Origin of the sequence: Zavarzinella formosa DSM 19928 (assembly GCF_000255705.1) — a bacterium.
In the GTDB taxonomy this organism is placed as follows: Bacteria; Planctomycetota; Planctomycetia; order Gemmatales; family Gemmataceae; genus Zavarzinella; species Zavarzinella formosa.
This window is the reverse complement of sequence record NZ_JH636440.1, coordinates 976099-993964: the sequence shown is the minus strand read 5'-3', so window position 1 is coordinate 993964 and position 17866 is coordinate 976099. Positions and strand designations below refer to the sequence as shown.

Sequence of the window (17866 nt, the reverse complement as noted above, 5' to 3'; positions counted from 1 at the left end):
GGTGGCTTCCGGTGGTCGAGCCGCCTCCCCTTTACTCAGCCGGACTTAAACCCGTGGCTGAAGTACCTTCCCTGCGGGAAGCCACCCGGCAGCTTACGCTGCTCGGCTCGCCAAGACTAATTTGTCTCTCACCCCGGCGGCCAGCCCAAACCCCGCCCCCCGAGCAAGTGCATGTGCAAGTGGGGGACGGTTTGGCCGCCGTGTTCTTTGCAGTTGATGACGAGGCGATAGCCATCCGTCAAACCGAGTTGCCCGGCGAGTTGTGCGGCGACCACATGCAGGTGGCCCAGCAGTTCTTTGTCCTCTTTCGTGACCTCATCATGGGTGGGAATCACTTTTTTGGGAATCAGAACGACGTGCGTCGGGGCCTGTGGGTTGATGTCGTTGAACGCGAGGCAAAGATCGTCCTCGTAAATGATCTTCGCGGGAATCTTCTTCTCGATGATCTTCAAGAAGATGTTGTCGGTCATCATTTTGATGCACTCCTTGGAATTACTTCGCGGCAACGGCCGATTTCAGCGTGTTTTGCAGCAACATGGTGATGGTCATCGGGCCGACGCCTTTCGGAACCGGAGAAAGCCAGCCGGCCACCGGGGAGACCGATTCGGCATCCACATCCCCGACCAGTTTTCCATCCACGGAATTGATCCCCACGTCGATCACGGCCGCGCCGGGTTTCACAAAATCGGCGGTGACAAACTTCGCCACCCCCACGGCGGCAATCAGGATGTCAGCGGTGCGGCACACGGCCGGCAGGTCTTTCGTTCCCCGGTGAACCACGGTGACGGTGGCGTCTCCCGCCTCGGGGAAGTCTTTGGTCGGCTTTTGCATCAGAATCAGGGCCATCGGCTTGCCGACGATGTTGCTGCGGCCGATCACCACAACATTCTTCCCAATGGTTGGAATGCCGGACCGGGCCAGCATTTGCTGAACGCCGAACGGCGTGCAGGGGAGATAGCGGGGATGCCCGGCCGCCAGCAGGCCGACGTTTTGCGGGTGGAAGGCATCGACATCCTTCGCCGGGCTGATGGCGTTGATGATCGCCTCCTCCCGGATTTGCTTCGGCAGCGGCAATTGAACCAAGATGCCGTGAACCGCCGGGTCGGCGTTGAGATCGGCGACCAGTTTCAACAAGTCTTCTTCGCTGGCGGTCGCGGGGAGACGGTGCAGCCAGCTATTCATCCCTGCGTCCTCGCAGGCTTTGCGCTTGCTGCGGACGTAGACTTCGCTCGCGGGATTGTCCCCCACCAGCACGGCGGCCAGCCCCGGCGGGCGGCCCCCGGCGGCGACATGGGCGGCCACCCCGGCGGCCACTTCGGCCCGGATGGCCTTGCTGAGTTCCTGTCCGTCGATTTTCTGTGCCGGCATGCGCGATGGTTCCGTTGGTTCCGCGTTGATCCCCCGTTGATGTACGCCCGGCGGGTTGCCGCGTCCCGTCGTCGGCCATTGAATCAACCCTGACGATATCAAATCGAAGGACTCTCATGAGCGACTTGTCGTTGGTGACGGGCGGAGCCGGGTTCATCGGCTCCCATTTGGTGGACGCCTTGGTGAAGCGGGGGGATCGGGTCCGCGTGCTGGATGATCTCAGCACCGGGCAGGCGGCCAACATCGAACGCCACGGCGACCGTGTGGAATTAATCACCGGCTCGATTTTGGATCAGCCCGTCGTGGCGAAAGCCGTCGCCGGGGCGAAGACCGTTTACCATCTCGGGGCGCTCGCCTCCGTCGCCCGAAGCGTGGAAACCCCGCTCATCAGCCATGCCGCCTGTGCGACCGGCACCTTGCAAGTGCTGGATGAAGCCCGCAAGGCAGGGGTCAAACGGGTGGTGTTTGCCGCCAGTTCCAGCATGTACGGCGGGGCCACGACCGACGACGGCCAAAAGGAAGACCAAACGCCCTGCGCCCTCTCCCCCTACGCGGCCGCCAAACTCGCCGGGGAATACTACATGCAGGCGTTTGCCGCGACTTACGGCATCGAAACCGTCCGCGTGCGGTTCTTCAACATCTTCGGCCCCCGCCAGCGGCCCGATTCGCCCTACTCCGGGGTGATCGCCATTTTCACATCGCTGCTGAGCCAGGGGAAAACGCCCGTGGTTCACGGTGACGGCTTGCAATCGCGGGACTTCACCTACGTCGGCAATGCCGTGCAAGCCCTGATGAAAGCCGCCAGTTCTCCCGGCGTTTCCGGCCAGGTCTTCAACGTCGGCACCGGCAACAGCGTCACGGTGCTGCGTCTGGTGGAAGAATTGAACAAAACGCTCGGAACCAACATCAAACCGGAACTCGGCCCCGCACGAGCCGGGGATGTGCGTTACTCCAAGGCCGACATCTCCCGCACCCGAGCGTTGCTTGGCTACGAGCCGGCCGTGACTTTTGAGGAAGGCTTGGCGAAAACGACGAAGTGGTATCGGGGTGAGAACTGGGAATAAGCAGGAGAAGAGAAAAGAAGCGAAGACTGACCACAAAGTCACAAAGGTCACACAAAGTTTCACAAAGAAGACTCTTGAAGAAATATCTCTTCAGTCTTCTCTGTGAAACTTTGTGTGACCTTTGTGACTTTGTGGCTAGTCTTCGCTTGCTTACTTCTTCGACACGCTGGCGAGCAGGGCGTCGAATTCCGGGGCCACGCTGGTGGCTTTCTTCTTGAGGTTTTCGAGGAACTTCTTGGCCGACGGGGCGAGGCGCTTGTCGGCGACCAGCAGCTTCTTGATGATCCCGACTTCCTCGGCGCTGATGATGCCGTTGCCGATGATGCCATCATGCAGGCAGGCGAGGAAGAATCGGTCGATCGCGTCGGTCTGTTCGCCCTTGGCTCGCTTCACCATTGAGGTCCGCAATTCGCCGACGAAGAGGACTTCTTCGTGGGAGATTTTGCCGTCCGCATACAGGGCCTTCTTGAGAAGGCGGCTTTCGACGGCGTCGAATTTGCCGCCGGCGGCGATCAGATCAATGGCAAGTTTCCGATAGTCGGCCATGGTTCCCTTTCGGAGAAATCAGACGGGTCAGCCGTGACGATGCCTAATGCTCGCACGGCGATCCGTAAGTGAGATGGTTGATTCAAACATACCGGGTTTTTCCGGACGCGCGAGGCCAAATGCCGTTAAAACCCGCCATTTCGGCACAAAATCTTCAAAAAATGACGGCCGCGCCAACTTTCCGGCAGAGAGACAATGGCGGAAAGCGCCAAGTTTGAAACCGCCTTCGCCAGGAAAATAATCGCATCAACGAGGTCGAGAGAACGGCCGCTGAAATGGTTGTAACCTTGTGGCCCAAACGATGGGTTCCGGCAATTTTGCACCGAAAATTCGGTGCAAAACCGGTCCAAAAGGTGTTCAAAACGGCTTCCAGAACCCACTTTTTGACCAGTTTTTTGCCGTTTTCAGCCTAAAACCGGTCATTACTGGTCATTTTCCGGCCCAAAACTGAACACCACCCTCGCAAATTCCTCGGGCATTACACCCAGGCACCCAGATGATTTTGTCATAATCCGTGGCGTTTGGCGGAATCCGGACTTTGTTGGCCCGTTTTCAACAAGGGGAGAACAACGCCGGTTTCGATGCGATCCAACCGGCTCACCCTCGTTTTCGGAACAAAGAACCCGTCTTGCCTCTTTTTTCAAAAACCTTGTATCATGACATTCAACTTAGTTTGTAACCTCAACCGCCTTTCTCATGTCCAAGAGTCCCGTGACGACCGAAGAAAACATCCCGACCAAGTTTGAAGACCTCAATCTCATTCCCCCCCTTCTCCAAGCCGTGAAGCGGGTGGGCTACAAAGTCGCTTCCCCCATCCAAGCCCAATTGATCCCCGTGGCCGCCACCGGCGCGGACGTGATCGGGCAGGCGCAAACCGGCACCGGCAAGACGGCCGCGTACCTGATCCCCTTCATGAACGCCTGGCGGGGGGGCGACCTCAAGAAGCCGCAAGCCATTGTGCTGGCCCCCACGCGGGAACTCGCCATCCAGGTGGGCGAAGAGGCCGTGAAGCTTTCCCCCAGCAAGCATTTCCGCTCGGCCGTCATTTACGGCGGGGCCGGTTTCGGCTTGCAGAACCAGCAACTGGCCGAGGGCCGCACCCTGATCGTCGGCACGCCCGGCCGGGTGCTGGACCATATCGGCCGGGGCACGCTGCAACTGGACAAGGTGAAATACCTCGTCCTCGACGAGGCGGACCGGATGCTCGACATCGGTTTTCGCCCCCAGATCGAACGCATTTTGAAAACGATCACGCGGGACCGGCAGACACTGCTGATGTCCGCCACGCTCCCGGCCGACGTGCTGAAGCTCACCGAGCGCTACATGCGCAACCCGGTGCATGTGAACGTTTCCCCGGAAGTGGTGACGGTGGACCGGATCGACCAGTCATACATCACCGTGGACGAAGACCGGAAGACGGAACTGTTGCTGAAACTGCTGGCGACCGACAATCCCCGGCAGTGCATCATCTTCGTGGAACGCAAGCGGGGTTGCGACAACCTCGCCCGGCAACTGAAGCGGCACAAGATCCGCTGCGCCGCCATTCACGGCGACCTGCAACAGAACATGCGGGAACGCATCATGGCCGCCTTCCGCGACGGCCGCATCTCGGTGCTGATCGCCACGGACGTGATGAGCCGGGGCATCGACGTCTCGGGCATTTCGCACATCGTGAACTACGACCTGCCGAATGACAACGAAAACTACGTCCACCGCATCGGCCGCACCGGCCGGATGGGCGCCGACGGCAAGGCGATCACCTTCGTGATGCCCGACGAAGGGGAAGTGCTGACCGAGATCGAGATGACGATCAACAAGATCATCCCGGCCCGGATTGTGGAAGGTTTCGAGGCGTTCCGTCCCAAGGCCCCGCCCAAGAGCGACGAACCGCCGAAGCAAAGCCTCCCGGTCTACGGGCGAGCCGGCAGGAAGTATAGCAACCGGCTGTAATCCAACGGTCATAACAAACAACAAGAGCCCCGTCGCTTCATGCGACGGGGCTCTTGTTGTTTGGGTGGTCGCGTCAACGACACCCAAGCTCAAACAGCCCGGTGTTGGTTTTTCAGAGGCGGCGGCGTCAGCGACGCCCAAACTTCCTGAGCAAATACGCTTCTCAAATGCTTCGCCCGCTTTTCTGGCCCAAGCTTGGGCGTCGCTAACGCCGCCGCCTCTGACAGACCGACGCCGAACTGTTGCGGGCGAGGTCACTTCAAATCATCAAGCCCGATTCAAAATCCGTGAAGCCGCGACGCGGAGTCTTCGCAGCGGAGCGCGGGGCATCAGGGCCGGGCGGACAATTGCCGTCACCGGCTCCACGATTCGGAATGGGCCATCAACCGCACGCTTTAACACTTTGGGCCACATCCAAGGAACTGAATCAAGCTGACTCAAAACAGATAGGAAGCCGTCTTCTGCCACCGGATTGGCAACTGGCGAACTGGGATTTGACACCCGCCGATATGGCGGTTACGCTAACACGTTGTTCAGCGATCAAGTAAACCAAACGCAACGACCGAAATAGGCCAACTGGCGAGTCGGTCTATTATCTGTTCGGCGGCGGAGGGCAAACGATGGGGCATGGTCAAGAGCTTGTGGCTGGGAACGTGGAGGCCGAAACTCTGGCCGGACGAATCTTGGCCGACTTGGACGCCCCCCCTGATCTGCCTTGCCCGCTGCTGTTCTCGGCCGTCGAGCACGGGCGAATCGAGGAAGTTCGCCGGCTTATCGCGGACGGCGAAGATGTCAACTGTGACTTGGGCGGGGGTTGGACGCCGTTGGTCCACGCCATCGACTTGGAAAGTGACGCCGCGTGGCAGCGACACCACAAACCGGATCGCGAGTCCACCGAACTTACAGAGTTGCTCTTGGCAGCCGGGGCGGCGCCGACGGGCGAGGCGTTTGCGGTTGCCCGGCGATACCGGAATCAGAGGGCTGTGGCGTTGCTTGAGCGGCACCTAAAGCCTGCCGAACAAGACGTCGCACCTGACTGCGGCGGCATCGAGTAAAATCGAGGTTAAACGTCTCGCCAACCACCGCAGCAGGTGAACTTTGGCGCGTTCAGCAAGAAAAGGGCTTTCCAAAGTGCAATCGCCGATTGAGGAGGGCGTCGCGTTTTTCTGGCCCGGCTTCTTAGCCGTTGGCGCGGAACTTTTTGCCCTGCTGGCGTCCGGTGTCGCGTGGGACGACCGCATCCGCGCCCGCCGGGTGGCCAGTTTTGGCGTTCCATACAACTACTCCGGCAACATCTGGCCCGAGGCGCCGATGCCGGAGGCGCTGGCGCCGGTCGTCGCGGCGGTGGCTGAGGCAGTTGGGTATGAGCCGAACAACTGCCTGGCCAACTATTACCCGACTGGCGATTCCACGATGGGATATCATTCAGACTCCGTGGATGAGTTGGAGCCGGGCACGGGCATCAGCATCGTGTCGCTTGGGACGGCTCGCTCGATGTCGTTCCGGCGGGAGGCCGACCGCTCCGAGATCCACGAACTGGTTCTGGTCGGCGGGTCGCTCTTGCACATGACGTCCGCCATGCAGGCGGCATGGCGACACGCGGTATTGAGGGCCGAGGGCGTGTCGGACGGGCGAATCAGCCTTACCTTCCGGCGCATCAAACAGGCCGAACAAAACATTGCGGGTGACCGGGGGCTTGGGGCGAGGATGGCGGGTTCCAGCCGCCCCGGCGTCGGCGGTTGAACCGGGGCGTCCGACGGCGGAGGCTCCCCAGAGCAAAGTTCCGTTTGGCCATGAGGGGGAACATGTCCGCTTCCGCGATCATTGTTCATGACGGCGAGGATAGTCATCGCTTGCTGGTGACGCACCGCGATTGGGGATTGCTCTGGGGGCCGCAGTTCCCCGAAGGGTCGGCATTCAGCGGCGCATTCGGCGTCCACGAGAACTTCACGGTCGCCGGCGGCATCGCGCCCGGGTCGCGCGTCATTCGCCGGGGAGGAGTCTTGTGTGACGCGGCCCGCGCGCTTCTCTCCGCAATTGAACGCGACGCCGAGGCTCTGCGATACGATTATTCTTACGGGTTCTCCGGGAATCCCGCGAAGCATGGCGGCGCCCAGTCAATCCGGATTCACGGGAGATCGGGAATCATTTCGACACAACCAAAGGGGTATTGTCACATCCGCCTGGATGGTCCGGTTCCGGACGGACAGCCACGAATTGACGAACACATCGACCTTCGTCGCACCGGACCCATCGAAACCGGCGACGGCGTTCAGGTGCGGTCGTATCGGCGCCGGGCGCCGATGAACTGGCTTGAGAGTTTGCCCCCGCTTGTCGAATTCTTGGAATCACGGCTGGAGAAAGACCTCCAGATTGAACATCAGGACCGGGTAATCTAATCGAGAGATGGCCGGGGACCGCGCCTGGCCGACGCCCCTCGGAGTCCTTGCCCCGGCGTGACGATCCTGATGTCGCGGGAACGAGGAAGCCGAACTCAAGCATCAGGCGGCTTGGAGCATCGCAGATGGGTGTGATCGCCGAGTTCGAGTCCGCTTCGGCCGAACACTGGCCCGGTATCCTTGCCGGGATCGTCGCGACTGGCATCAAGATCGACGAGACGGGCGAGCGGGATGGGCTGCACTGGTGCTCCTGCCGCCGGGGGCAGGCCGGCATCGGGCTGGGCATCGACAGGACCAAGGCCACGGGGAATGTCACCCTCTATTGCGGCCCGCTTCGTTACTGGCGGCGGCCTCTGGCGACGCGCAGACTCTTCTGCGACGTGCTAACAATCATCCGCTCCCATCGGCGGGGCGCCGCCTAACCTTTCGCCGCGGCAGACCCGCCCCGCTACGGCGACATGTGCCACGATCAAAGGTCGCTCGGGCGGGGTGGTCCGCCGAGCTTGAGCATTCGGCTGTCAGTGTCTCATTGGTTGTCGTCGTTGTCATCACCCTCCGGCGGCTGGCTCGAAAGCCGCCGGAGGGTGATGGCGGTGCCTCAGCGAAGCCCCTTGACCTCATCGATGTCAGACACGTTCAGGACATAGGCCCCACCCACAGAGGCCCCGCCGAGGGATGAACTAATCCAAAGCTTGGACTTGTCCAGCAGGTCGCGATCGATCATAAAGCTCGCCTTGAACCGACCGGCGGCCTCCGCTTCGTTGCTCAAGGTGGTGAAGACGAGTAGCTTCTCCCCATCATACATGCGCAGGGTGACCTTCTTGACCCCTTCCAACTTCCCCTTGGCCTCGAAGGTCACTTCGACCCGCACGGCGTTGGGGCCACCGGCTTTTTGGGCGCGGAACGTCATGCCCAGAGCCTTGGCTTCTTTGCAGGTGACGGGAGAGAAACTCTCCAAGGCGAAGCTCCGGTTCGGTGCAGTCGCCAGCAGAGCGGTCAAAGTCAGGACGTGAAGGATTATCCTCATGTGACGGACTCCGTTTCGTGTTTCGGAAGTTCGCCGAGCGGCACAGCGCCGCGCGAAGCGAACCACAACTAAGACGACACCGGGCCAATCCTGACGCACATTTTTTTCCGCCGAACAGAGATCAGACCAATTCGCCGACAAATATTGGAGGTGATCGATGCCGCCGGTTCGCCCAGCCAAAGCGCTGGTTTTCCATACGTTGACGGCTTTGCGGCCCCGTCGCCGCTGAGTCAGGCCGTTCGACGGCGGGAGGCGGTTCAATGGGAAGCGATGCCGGGCTGTGGTGGATGCCGGGGGTTCTCATCGGTTCGGTGGGCGTGCTCGCCTTCGTTGGCGGGTTCGCCACCGGCGGCCCGGATGTGGTGGGCGGGGTGGTGTTCGGCGGCGTGGCTCTGGCGGCCGCGGCCGTCATCCTTTGGCGGCGGTCACCCAAGCAGGGCGGTTCGGAGCCGCGTGAAGGTGCCGAACCAAGTGCCGCGCCCGGCCGACGGAGATGGTGGCGCTTCTGGGGTTCATGACTCGCCGATGAACCGGCCGAAGTGGGGAATAATGCCGGTCCGGCCTGGGGCATTCGGGCACGGATGATTCCCCGGCCAAAATACGTTCACATCTCTCCGCCCCGGAGATGGGGAATAATGCCGGTCCGGCCTGGGGCATTCGGGCACGGATGATTCCCCGGCCAAAATACGTTCACATCTCTCCGGGGCAGAGAGATGCTTCCCGGCAAACTCAACTTTCCGTCGATTCAATCAGTCGTCGAATGATGTCATCCGTGCGGATGCCTTCGGCCTCGGCGTTGTAATTGGTGATGATCCGGTGCCGCAGCACGGGGTAGGCCATCGCCCGGATGTCTTCCGTTGCCACATAAGGGCGGCCGTACAAGAGCGCCCGTGATTTGCCGGCCCAGACGAGGTATTGGCTGGCGCGGGGCCCGGCCCCCCAGGTCACGAACTTCCGGACGAAATCCGGGGCGTCCGGGGCGTCGATGCGGGATCGGCGGACCAGTTTCATCGCGTATTTGATCACATGGTCGGCCACCGGCACATCCATCACCAGCGATTGCATAGCCTTCAAATCCGGTCCGGTCACCGCGTGTTCGATTTTCGTGTGGGATCGCCGCGTCGTGGCCTCGACGATTCGATATTCCTCGTCTTCGGTGGGGTACTCCACCTTGATGTTGAACATGAACCGGTCTTGTTGGGCTTCCGGCAGCGGGTATGTCCCTTCCTGCTCAATCGGGTTTTGCGTCGCCAGCACGAAGAACGGGTCCGGCAAGACAAAGCGCTGGCCGCCGACGGTCACCTGGCGTTCCTGCATGGCCTCCAGCAAGGCGGCCTGGGTCTTCGGCGGCGTCCGGTTGATTTCGTCCGCGAGAACGACATTGGCGAACAGCGGGCCGGGGATGAACTTGAAACTGCGCTGCCCGGTCGCCCGGTCATCCTGGAGGATGTCCGTGCCGGTGATGTCCGAAGGCATCAGGTCGGGGGTGAACTGGATTCGCTTGAAAGTCAGATCCATCGATTCCGAAAGCGAACGGATCATCAAGGTCTTGGCGAGGCCCGGCACGCCGACAAGGAGGCAATGCCCCTGGGCGAACAGGGCGATCAGCAGTTGTTCAAGGACATCCTTCTGGCCGACGATCACCTTGCCGCATTCGGCGAGGATGCGCTGGGCTGATTTGCGAAGGTTTTCCGCGCCCTCAAGGGCGTCCGATTCATGACCGGGAAGGGGGGGAGGATTCAAGGTTCCGCTTTCTCCGCGAGGGGGAGCAACCGCCAAAGGCCGTGCCCGGTGAGGAGGCTGGCCCGCGTGCGGCCGATGTCGAGGCCGCCCGCCGGGCCGAGGGCCGGGAGGTTCCACCGTTGGATCGTCTCCCCGTCGGCCGGGCTGACCAACAGCAGGGGCCACTCCCGTTGTGTCCACACATCATAGGAATCCGCGACGGCCCGAACCAATCGTTCCGTGTCCCAACCGGCTTGCCGGAAGGCGGCGAGGGGGTCAAACGTCCGGCGGGTCATCGCCGGTTCTTGCGGGGCGACCCACAATCCGGCGGGGGTGGTCGTCATCCGGCGGGGCGTGTCGCTCGGGGGCAATGGCTTCGACCAAAGCGGTTCGGCCTCGTTCCATGAATAGGCCGACAACCGGTCGTCCGCGATCACGAGAAAGCGTTCGTCCACGGCGGTGATGGCCTCGAAGCGACGGCCGAGGTAAACGGGGGGCTGGCTCCACTTGCGCCGGAGATTCTCAGCCTGCAGGACATCCAGTTCCGTCCGGGCGTTGCGATCGATCAACACCAGAAGCTCGTTGTGGTGCATTCGCAACCGGGGAGGCTGGCCGCTCAGGCTGACCGGGTTCGGGATTTCGTATTTGGCAACCGGTTCGTTGCGGATCGCATCGAACAGCAACAAGCTGTCTTCCATCGGCCAGATGAATCGGCCTGCCTCGGGGGAGACGGGCGGTTCGATCCACGGCTTGGCCGGGGCTTTCATCACATGGCGAACATCGCCCGTTTCCGCGTCCAACAGGCCGACCACGCCGGTGGAGGATTGGGCCGCCAAGTGTTTGCCCGAACGGGCGACATGCGGGTTCCAAGAAGCCGTGAACGACACACGAGGATGCAATTCCTCCGTCCGGCGGCCCCATTTTAAATTCCCGGTGACCGGCGAATAACAAAGCAGATCATGGGAATCATGGACAACAAACAAACCTTCTTCCGTCAGCGTGAACGCATCAAAGGTTGTTGATGGTTCCGCGCCGGAAGCCAGCGGCAATAGCGGCCGACCGGGCAATGTCAGCCGGGGGGCGTTGGCGTCGAGAAGCAACTCCCACATCACCGTGAGCCGGTTCGGGTGCAGGGCGGTGAACCCGGCAGGCCCGGCGAGGATGATGGCCTTCGCGGTTTCACCGGCGAAGGTGATTTCGTGCCGGACGGGGTTCGGGATTGATTGGGTTCCGATGTGAAGTTGTTCCCCGATGGCGATAAGGCGGGGAGATTCCGCGAGGATTCGCAACGCCGGATCATTGATTCGGGAGACCAGTCGGCGATCAAGCGGGGCTTCCAGCAAACTTGGGGGGATCGTCGCCGGGGCGTCGTTCATATCGTCCGGCTTGGGCATCGGGCCTTCATTCGGGCGAAGCTGCCCGGCCCGGATCGGCCGGCCTTCCGCGTTCCAAAGCATCTTGTCGGGGGGCAGGGCGTCGATGTCGGCTTTCTTGGCCGGGGCTTTTTCCTCGGCCGCGTAACACCATAGTTCCGTGCCAGTCGCCACCAGCAGACAACCCTCGGCGAAGACCAGATTCCCGAAACTTCCCGAAACCGGCAACCGCAGCGGCCGGCCGTCCTCGGGGCTGACAAACAGCAAGCCATTCCGGGTGGGCCAGACGACGGCCTCATCGGTGACCAGTCCCCGGCCGAAGGTGATTTCTCCGGTTTGATCGTGCAGGGTCCATCCATCCGTCCCGCTGTCGGCCCCGGTGCGGGTGTTCAAGCCGCGCAGACCTTTCAACGCCCCGCCGAAGGTGGCGATCAACCGCCCCCTGGCGACGCCGAGCAGATGACAAACCTCCACGTTTTCGCGTTCCCAGATCAACCGGCCGGTGAACGCGTCCAGACAGAACAGATGATCGCTGTCGGCCGGGGCGACGAAGATTTTCCCCTCGGAAGCCAACGGCGGGCACAAGTCGCGGTAACGCGGCAACGCCGCCCGGTCGTCGCTTTGATAGCGGAACTCCCACGCCGGTTGCCCGGTGCGGAGATCAAGGGCCATCACGCTTCCGGCTTGCGGAGAGACGAGGATGGTTCCATTCGCCAGCGTCAGCAGTTCGTGTCGCGAGCGGTATTCGGAGTTCGGTTCCCCGCCGGACTTGCCGACGATTCGCTGCCAGAGCAGTTCGGGAACCTCGCCCGCCTCGGCCTGCCGATAGCACACCACTCCGGCGACGGTTTCGCCCCCGGCCTGCCGCCAGAACATGGCAACGATGTGTTCATTCGTCACAATCGGGCAGCCTTCCCAGATGGTCCACGATTCCGGGACCGTCGGCGGGGAAAGTTTCCACAGCGGCTTGCGATTCGGGGATTCGGCGGTTCGCGGCCCGAGAGCGACAATCTCGCTTTTGGGTTTGGGGGCATCCTCGCCCAACGGCGGCTTCAAGGCTTGGTCGCCCAACCGGGCGTAAACCTTGCGGCCGTGGATGGTCATCGAGTGCCGCACATCGCGGGCGCTCGGGATGATTGTGTTCGTGCCGCCAAGGAAGGCGTAAATCGGCGTCGTGGCCCCGTGCTTCAAATTCACAGACCAGACATTCTTTCCATCGGCGACCAACGCCTCCGAAGGGCCGACCACCGGGTAAAACGCCAGCGCGTTCCGGTGGAACGGGTTCACCGGCGATTCCTCCAGCCGGCCGGGCCGGGGGAACGGCAGCGGACTCTTCCAAGTCGGCTGGTCCGGCCAGAAGTACGGCAGCGGGGCGTGGATATTGCCGTCGCGGCTTGGCTGCCCGGCGAAGGTGTTCCACCCCGGTTCCGGCGTCGAATGCGGCAACGTGCTTTGTTCGGGTTTGGCCAGCAGGGCCGACAGCGTATCAACGTACTTGGCCGTCTTGCCAGCCAGCAGGCCGCCCGCGTCCGGAGATTCCTTCTTCAACGCTTCGATGGCGACGGCCGCTTCGTCACGCTCCCCGCGATAGAGTTGAACCAAAATCAGCCGGGCCTTGATGGCGGCGGCGGTTGTCTGTGGTTGCGGAAAATGAAGCTCGCCGTCGTCCGGCGAACCGGGCAGCAGCATTCGCCAGTAATGAGCCGCCTCTTCAAGATTCCCGGCCGCGAAGGCCCGCCGGGCCAGTTCCAAAATCGCCTCCTCGGAGGCGGCGCTGTTGAACATCTCCGCAAGGATCAGGTGCAATCCGGCCGACGACGGCGCCTTCTTCGCCTCGACCACCCGTCGGGCGGCCTGGCCGTCCACCCGTTGCCGGTACAGTTTCAACGCCATCGGCGGCAACCGGGACAAATGCCCCTGCGCCACCCACCGGGCCGGAATCTGCCGGTGCTTGTCGGCCGGGACCAGCTCATCCCCGGCGGTGTCCATCACTCGTTGCAATTGTTCGATGGCATCCAGCCACTTCTCGGCCTTGCCCTTCTCGACGGCCTCGGCGATCTGATTGGCCGTCGGGTTATCGACGACGGGCCGTTCCTTCGGCTGGGAGGAGATGTCGCGGGGGGCGATCAGGAAGCAGAAGGCAACGATGGTTGCCTGAAGAAAAAGGCCGACAACACGGCGTCCCCGCTTGCTGGTCGCGGGGGAAAGGTCGGGGTTCGGCAAAATGGCATTGTTGGTCATGCGATCTTCATTCTTGACGATTCGTCCGTCCGGACAAGAATTTTCTTTGGAAAACTGTTTGGGAAGTCGCCAAGAGGTTTCCGGAGAATTCAGGTATCCCCCATGCTTTCGCGCCTGTCGGCGATTTCGCTCTCCCTCATCACCCCCGTCGCGGCGCTGTTGGTCGTCGGTTGCATCAAGCCATCGCCGGACCCGATTCGCCAGACGCCCGTGGAAGCAAACTTCCCCGTGCGAAGCGATTGGATGGTGTTGAGCGCCCCGAAGGGAACGCCAACGGGCTGGTATCTTCCGGGGCAGCCGCCGTTGAGTTTTCTGGATCAGCCGCTCGATTCGCTTCAGGGGGACGCGGCGTTGCTCATTCCCGAAGTGAAAAGCTCGGCGATCCTCACCACCAAAGTCTTCAAACATCTCGAAACCGATCCGCGACCGCTAATCCAAACCGGCTTGGACAATCTCTTCGGCACCCCGGCCGAACCGCATGTCGGCATGGGCGAAGCGGCCATCGCCGACCGTCTGAAGCGGATGAAAGAGACCATTGACAAGACCAAAGACGCTGACGAGAAAGCTAGCCTCAAGGAAGACTTGAAGGTGATCGAGGGCTGGCAAAAAGCCTCGGCCGGCATCGAGAAGGCCGTCACCGATTTGTGGCTGGAGCCGGAGATGCTGAAAAAAGGGGGCGACCTGTTTCGCAACTACTGCCAGCAATGCCACGGGGCGACCGGCGACGGGAACGGTCCCGGAGGCAAGTTCCTGATTCCGCTCCCCCGCGATTATCGCAGCGGGATCTTCAAGTTCATCACCGCCGAGCCGAACGACGCCGGGACCAAACCGCGCCGGTCGGATCTGGCCCGCACCATCCGCAACGGGCTGGATGGCTCCGCGATGCCCTCCTTCGCCGGATTGCGGCCCAACCAAATTGAAGAACTGGTCAGCTATGTGATGTTCCTAAGCATCCGGGGCGAGAGCGAATTTCAATTGATGAAGACCGCCGCCGACAAACGCAAGGCCGATGACTATGCCCCGGCCGAATCCGAGAAGATGTTGTTCTCTTCGTTGGACAATATTCTGAAAATCTGGGCAAGAAGCAACGAACAGCCGCTCGACATGCAACCGGACCCGTATGCCACCCCCGCCCAACGGCTGGAGGCGGCCGCCCGAGGGCACCGGATCTTCCTCGACGCCACCCAAGGGGGCTGCACCGCCTGCCACCTGAATTACGGCCGAAACGCCCTCTACCAATTCGACGCTTGGGGCGGCATGACCCGGCCGCGTAATCTGCTGCAGGGGACTTACCGAGTCAGCAAAGACCCGCAAGACTTGTACGCCCGGCTCTATTGTGGCATCCCCGGTGTCGGGATGCCAAGCCACAAGCACCTGAAGCCGACCGAGGCCGAAAAGGAAGCGGGCCAATCCCGCCTCTGGGACTTGGTGCATTTCATCCGGGCCGCCGGCGACGCGGCCAAACGCCGGGAGTTGCGGGAGAAGATGGGCGTGAACTTGGGGGATTAATCTCGGATTCATTCGCGTCGGCCAACAGTTTTCGCCTCAAGGGAGCGATTGAGGCGAAAAGCATCAATACCGTTTGGCATGAACGAAGACCGTGATCTGGCAAACTGAAAAACTCATTTTTTCTGCGAATCGAAATCAACCGGGTCTCCGAACTTTTTCCGCTCGGCCGCCAGCAGTTTTTCCATCCGTTCACGAGTGGTCTTGTGCGCGGGTTCATCGGCAAGATTTTTCAATTCGTCAGGGTCCGCGTTCAGATCGAACAATTGGGTGTGCTTGTCGCCGCCCGCGTTGTAGGCGATCAACTTCCAACGCTCATCCCGCACCATCCGCTGACAGTTTCGATACGCCCCGAAGAGGGTTTCCCGCACGGCCGCTTTCTTTCCGGTGACCACCGGCATCAGGCTGCTTCCCTCGCACACTTTGGGAATCTCCGTCCCGGTCGCGTCGCATAACGTGGGGAAAAGGTCAAAGAGATACGCAAGGGCGTCGCTTTTTCCCTTCGGGATGCCCGGCCCGGCGATGATGAGCGGGGATTTGAAATGTTCGTATAGGTTCTGTTTCCCCATCAGCCCGTGCCGACCGCCGACGGCCAGCCCCTGATCGCTGGTGAAGACCACGATGGTCTTGTCCAGTTCGCCGGACTCCTTCAGTTGGACGATAATCCGGCCGACATGATGATCGAGGTTACTAATGGTCGCGTAATAGTCCGCGAGATGTTTTTTCATGTCAGCGGGCGTTCGCGGGATCGGGGCCAATAACTCGTCGCGCACTTTCAATTCGCCATTGTCGAACGGATGTTGTGGCATGAAATTCGGCGAGAGGGTCAATTTCTCCGGGTCGTAGAGTTTGACAAATTCCTCCGGAGCCAGCCGGGGATCATGCGGCACGGGCGGCCCGAGATAGATGAAAAAAGGCTTTTTCCCCGCTGGCTGTTCCTTCAGCCATTTGATGGCCGATTCGGCCATGAAGCGACTTTGCCCCGCCCGCTCGGTCATCGGGGCGGTGTGATAAATCACCTTCTCAAACGCCTCGTTTCCCGCCAGAAAACTGTTGTCCCGCTTTCCGACAAACAACGTGGCATAACCGGCCTGCCGAAATACCCCGCCCAAAGTTGGCTTGTCATAAGTCTTCGCATTACCGGCGGGAATGTGAAACAGGGACCGGCCCGTCATCAACATGGTCCGGCTGGGCACGCACACGGCCGGGACCATTCCTCCCTGGCAATACGCATTGCGAAAGACGAATCCCCGCTCCGCCAATTGATCGAGGTTTGGGGTTTGGATCTCCGGATTGCCCAAGGCCCGGATGGTGTCCCACCGCTGGTCGTCCGCAAGGATGAACAACACATTCGGCCGGTCCGCCGCCGGAAGAACGCCCGCTGCGAGAAGCCAGCAACACAACAGCCAGCGAATGTTCATGGAAAGATTCCCTTGCGAAAGCGACCCGGCGAATCAGAACCCATTGAATGTCTTATGCCCGCCCGGCCGACAGCGAATCGTTCTCCCTTGTTTGGGCCAATTGGCGACAACCATGCGCCAAACCCAACATTCTCGTTGACCGGCGATCTTGGCGGCGGTGAAATGAGCAAGGCGTTTTTCGGCCCTGGCAAGCGGGTCAGGTCGTTCGGCGTTTCCGGGGCCTCGTCATGGGTGTCCAATCAACTCCGGTTAGTCATGAGGCAAAAGAAAGGGCTGCCATGTGGCCGTTTGGAAAGAAGAAGCATCTTCCTCTCTCCTCGTTTTCGGATGACAATTGGGCCATCCTGCGGGGCGAAAGCGAAGGGGCGCCGATGTTTATCCGGCGTCACACCGGGGCGGCCCCGTTCAAGGGGCACCCGGAGTTGTCGTTCCGACTGGGGATCGCGATTCCCCTGTTGCGGCCTTCCCCAGAGGGACTTCCGGAACCGGATGAGATTGAGGAACTCGACCAGATCGAGGACGCCCTGCGCGGGGCATTGACGCCGTCGCGCCGGGGCGTGCTGGTCTTGGCGATTACCACGAACGGAATGAGGGAGTTTGTCTTCTACATCCGGTCGGAAGCCGACGCCGCCGGGGCGGTGAAGGCTGCGGAGGCCGCCGCCGGGGATCATGAGGTTCAACACTACGTGGCGAGCGATCCGACTTGGGATGTGTACGGTTTGTATGAGTGACTCAGATCATTTGCATATCAGAAACAAAGGCTCAACCGGGATAGCCCTTGGAGCGACGATGGCCACGACCGGCCTGTATCCTTGAGCACGTTTTTGGGCAAGGAGATCACCGCATGACAAACGACACCAAACAACTCATTGAGGACTATTCGGATTCGCCCCAGGACAAATCGGCTTTGTTGTGGATGCAAAGCAGTCGTTGCCGGTTGGCTTGGTTCACAGCCTTGGCGATTTGCCCCGTTCAAATATTCTTTTTGGGGATCGTCTTTGGGTATCCGCCTCAACGTCAGGTCCTTCTGAATCCTTATCCTTGGCATGCTCAGGCAGTGGACATCTTGCTCCTTGTCCATCTTGGACTATCGGCGGTGGTGATGGTGGCCTCTCCTTGGGTATGGGGGCGTTATTGGTGGCTGGGATGGGCGTTTGATTTCTTGATTTTGTTTCTGACGGCCCTGATTTCCGTCACCACAAAAATGGCGATGAGTGATGGTGTTTGAAGCCACTCAAGGACCGGCGAG

The 17866-nt window shown here is 61.1% G+C and carries 17 protein-coding genes; 10 read left to right on the top strand and 7 right to left on the bottom strand.

Annotated elements, in window-relative coordinates; translation table 11 throughout:
- Positions 1–128 precede the first annotated feature (128 nt).
- Together BGIM_RS0115415 and BGIM_RS0115410 are read right to left on the bottom strand one after the other, a co-directional pair.
- The gene (locus tag BGIM_RS0115415; RefSeq protein ID WP_020470653.1) at positions 129–473 is read right to left on the bottom strand and encodes a histidine triad nucleotide-binding protein; all 345 of its coding nucleotides are present in this window, start codon (positions 471–473) and stop codon (positions 129–131) included.
- A 19-nt stretch (positions 474–492) separates the two neighbouring features.
- A complete protein-coding gene (locus BGIM_RS0115410) occupies positions 493–1368 on the bottom strand; it encodes a bifunctional 5,10-methylenetetrahydrofolate dehydrogenase/5,10-methenyltetrahydrofolate cyclohydrolase (RefSeq protein ID WP_020470652.1) in 876 nt (291 codons plus the stop codon).
- A gap of 116 nt (positions 1369–1484) precedes the next feature.
- On the opposite strand from BGIM_RS0115410, the gene BGIM_RS0115405 reads away from it, so the two are divergent.
- The gene (locus BGIM_RS0115405; protein WP_020470651.1) at positions 1485–2432 is read left to right on the top strand and encodes an NAD-dependent epimerase/dehydratase family protein; all 948 of its coding nucleotides are present in this window, start codon (positions 1485–1487) and stop codon (positions 2430–2432) included.
- Between the two features lie 150 nt (positions 2433–2582).
- Here the strand turns inward: BGIM_RS0115405 and BGIM_RS0115400 are convergent, their stop codons facing one another.
- On the bottom strand, positions 2583–2978 hold the full coding sequence (locus BGIM_RS0115400) for a hypothetical protein (RefSeq protein WP_020470650.1): 396 nt from the start codon (positions 2976–2978) through the stop codon (positions 2583–2585).
- A gap of 711 nt (positions 2979–3689) precedes the next feature.
- On the opposite strand from BGIM_RS0115400, the gene BGIM_RS0115385 reads away from it, so the two are divergent.
- The 5 genes from BGIM_RS0115385 to BGIM_RS0115365 all read left to right on the top strand — a co-directional run bounded on the left by BGIM_RS0115385 (position 3690) and on the right by BGIM_RS0115365 (position 7749).
- Complete coding sequence (locus BGIM_RS0115385) at positions 3690–4928, top strand: DEAD/DEAH box helicase (protein WP_020470647.1); 1239 nt, start codon at positions 3690–3692, stop codon at positions 4926–4928.
- A gap of 620 nt (positions 4929–5548) precedes the next feature.
- Positions 5549–5983, top strand: coding sequence for an ankyrin repeat domain-containing protein (locus BGIM_RS0115380; RefSeq protein WP_020470646.1), 435 nt, complete (start codon positions 5549–5551; stop codon positions 5981–5983).
- 76 nt (positions 5984–6059) lie between these two features.
- Positions 6060–6671, top strand: coding sequence for an alpha-ketoglutarate-dependent dioxygenase AlkB (locus tag BGIM_RS0115375; protein ID WP_020470645.1), 612 nt, complete (start codon positions 6060–6062; stop codon positions 6669–6671).
- Positions 6672–6733: 62 nt separating this feature from the next.
- Positions 6734–7327 (top strand): hypothetical protein, encoded by a 594-nt coding sequence (locus BGIM_RS0115370; RefSeq protein ID WP_020470644.1) that lies wholly within the window; start codon positions 6734–6736, stop codon positions 7325–7327.
- A gap of 125 nt (positions 7328–7452) precedes the next feature.
- Positions 7453–7749, top strand: a complete 297-nt coding sequence (locus BGIM_RS0115365; RefSeq protein WP_020470643.1) for a hypothetical protein — start codon at positions 7453–7455, stop codon at positions 7747–7749.
- 176 nt (positions 7750–7925) lie between these two features.
- Here the strand turns inward: BGIM_RS0115365 and BGIM_RS62930 are convergent, their stop codons facing one another.
- A complete protein-coding gene (locus BGIM_RS62930) occupies positions 7926–8354 on the bottom strand; it encodes a hypothetical protein (protein WP_157369023.1) in 429 nt (142 codons plus the stop codon).
- Positions 8355–8614: 260 nt separating this feature from the next.
- Between BGIM_RS62930 and BGIM_RS0115355 the strand changes: the two genes are divergently transcribed.
- Complete coding sequence (locus tag BGIM_RS0115355) at positions 8615–8872, top strand: hypothetical protein (protein WP_020470641.1); 258 nt, start codon at positions 8615–8617, stop codon at positions 8870–8872.
- 211 nt (positions 8873–9083) lie between these two features.
- On the opposite strand, the gene BGIM_RS0115350 is transcribed toward BGIM_RS0115355, so the two are convergent.
- Together BGIM_RS0115350 and BGIM_RS0115345 are read right to left on the bottom strand one after the other, a co-directional pair.
- On the bottom strand, positions 9084–10097 hold the full coding sequence (locus BGIM_RS0115350; RefSeq protein ID WP_020470640.1) for an AAA family ATPase: 1014 nt from the start codon (positions 10095–10097) through the stop codon (positions 9084–9086).
- Positions 10094–13690: a PQQ-binding-like beta-propeller repeat protein gene (locus BGIM_RS0115345; protein WP_020470639.1), complete on the bottom strand. Its 3597-nt coding sequence runs from the start codon at positions 13688–13690 to the stop codon at positions 10094–10096. The genes BGIM_RS0115350 and BGIM_RS0115345 overlap by 4 nt, the downstream gene beginning before the upstream one ends.
- 102 nt (positions 13691–13792) lie before the next feature.
- On the opposite strand from BGIM_RS0115345, the gene BGIM_RS62925 reads away from it, so the two are divergent.
- On the top strand, positions 13793–15199 hold the full coding sequence (locus tag BGIM_RS62925) for a c-type cytochrome (RefSeq protein ID WP_020470638.1): 1407 nt from the start codon (positions 13793–13795) through the stop codon (positions 15197–15199).
- Positions 15200–15312: 113 nt separating this feature from the next.
- Here BGIM_RS62925 and BGIM_RS50515 read toward each other — a convergent pair whose 3' ends face one another.
- Positions 15313–16617, bottom strand: coding sequence for a sulfatase-like hydrolase/transferase (locus tag BGIM_RS50515; RefSeq protein ID WP_020470637.1), 1305 nt, complete (start codon positions 16615–16617; stop codon positions 15313–15315).
- 278 nt (positions 16618–16895) lie between these two features.
- On the opposite strand from BGIM_RS50515, the gene BGIM_RS57530 reads away from it, so the two are divergent.
- Complete coding sequence (locus BGIM_RS57530) at positions 16896–17348, top strand: DUF695 domain-containing protein (protein WP_020470636.1); 453 nt, start codon at positions 16896–16898, stop codon at positions 17346–17348.
- Positions 17349–17461: 113 nt separating this feature from the next.
- The gene (locus BGIM_RS0115320) at positions 17462–17845 is read left to right on the top strand and encodes a hypothetical protein (protein ID WP_020470635.1); all 384 of its coding nucleotides are present in this window, start codon (positions 17462–17464) and stop codon (positions 17843–17845) included.
- Positions 17846–17866 lie beyond the last annotated feature (21 nt).

What these genes read in the sequence shown, in the direction of transcription:
- BGIM_RS0115415 (WP_020470653.1), bottom strand. Translation starts at nt 473, where the DNA reads ATGATGACCGACAACATCTTCTTGAAGATCATCGAGAAGAAGATTCCC.
- BGIM_RS0115410 (WP_020470652.1), bottom strand. Translation starts at nt 1,368, where the DNA reads ATGCCGGCACAGAAAATCGACGGACAGGAACTCAGCAAGGCCATCCGG.
- BGIM_RS0115405 (WP_020470651.1), top strand. Translation starts at nt 1,485, where the DNA reads ATGAGCGACTTGTCGTTGGTGACGGGCGGAGCCGGGTTCATCGGCTCC.
- BGIM_RS0115400 (WP_020470650.1), bottom strand. Translation starts at nt 2,978, where the DNA reads ATGGCCGACTATCGGAAACTTGCCATTGATCTGATCGCCGCCGGCGGC.
- BGIM_RS0115380 (WP_020470646.1), top strand. Translation starts at nt 5,549, where the DNA reads ATGGGGCATGGTCAAGAGCTTGTGGCTGGGAACGTGGAGGCCGAAACT.
- BGIM_RS0115370 (WP_020470644.1), top strand. Translation starts at nt 6,734, where the DNA reads ATGTCCGCTTCCGCGATCATTGTTCATGACGGCGAGGATAGTCATCGC.
- BGIM_RS0115365 (WP_020470643.1), top strand. Translation starts at nt 7,453, where the DNA reads ATGGGTGTGATCGCCGAGTTCGAGTCCGCTTCGGCCGAACACTGGCCC.
- BGIM_RS62930 (WP_157369023.1), bottom strand. Translation starts at nt 8,354, where the DNA reads ATGAGGATAATCCTTCACGTCCTGACTTTGACCGCTCTGCTGGCGACT.
- BGIM_RS0115355 (WP_020470641.1), top strand. Translation starts at nt 8,615, where the DNA reads ATGGGAAGCGATGCCGGGCTGTGGTGGATGCCGGGGGTTCTCATCGGT.
- BGIM_RS0115345 (WP_020470639.1), bottom strand. Translation starts at nt 13,690, where the DNA reads ATGACCAACAATGCCATTTTGCCGAACCCCGACCTTTCCCCCGCGACC.
- BGIM_RS62925 (WP_020470638.1), top strand. Translation starts at nt 13,793, where the DNA reads ATGCTTTCGCGCCTGTCGGCGATTTCGCTCTCCCTCATCACCCCCGTC.
- BGIM_RS50515 (WP_020470637.1), bottom strand. Translation starts at nt 16,617, where the DNA reads ATGAACATTCGCTGGCTGTTGTGTTGCTGGCTTCTCGCAGCGGGCGTT.
- BGIM_RS57530 (WP_020470636.1), top strand. Translation starts at nt 16,896, where the DNA reads ATGTGGCCGTTTGGAAAGAAGAAGCATCTTCCTCTCTCCTCGTTTTCG.
- BGIM_RS0115320 (WP_020470635.1), top strand. Translation starts at nt 17,462, where the DNA reads ATGACAAACGACACCAAACAACTCATTGAGGACTATTCGGATTCGCCC.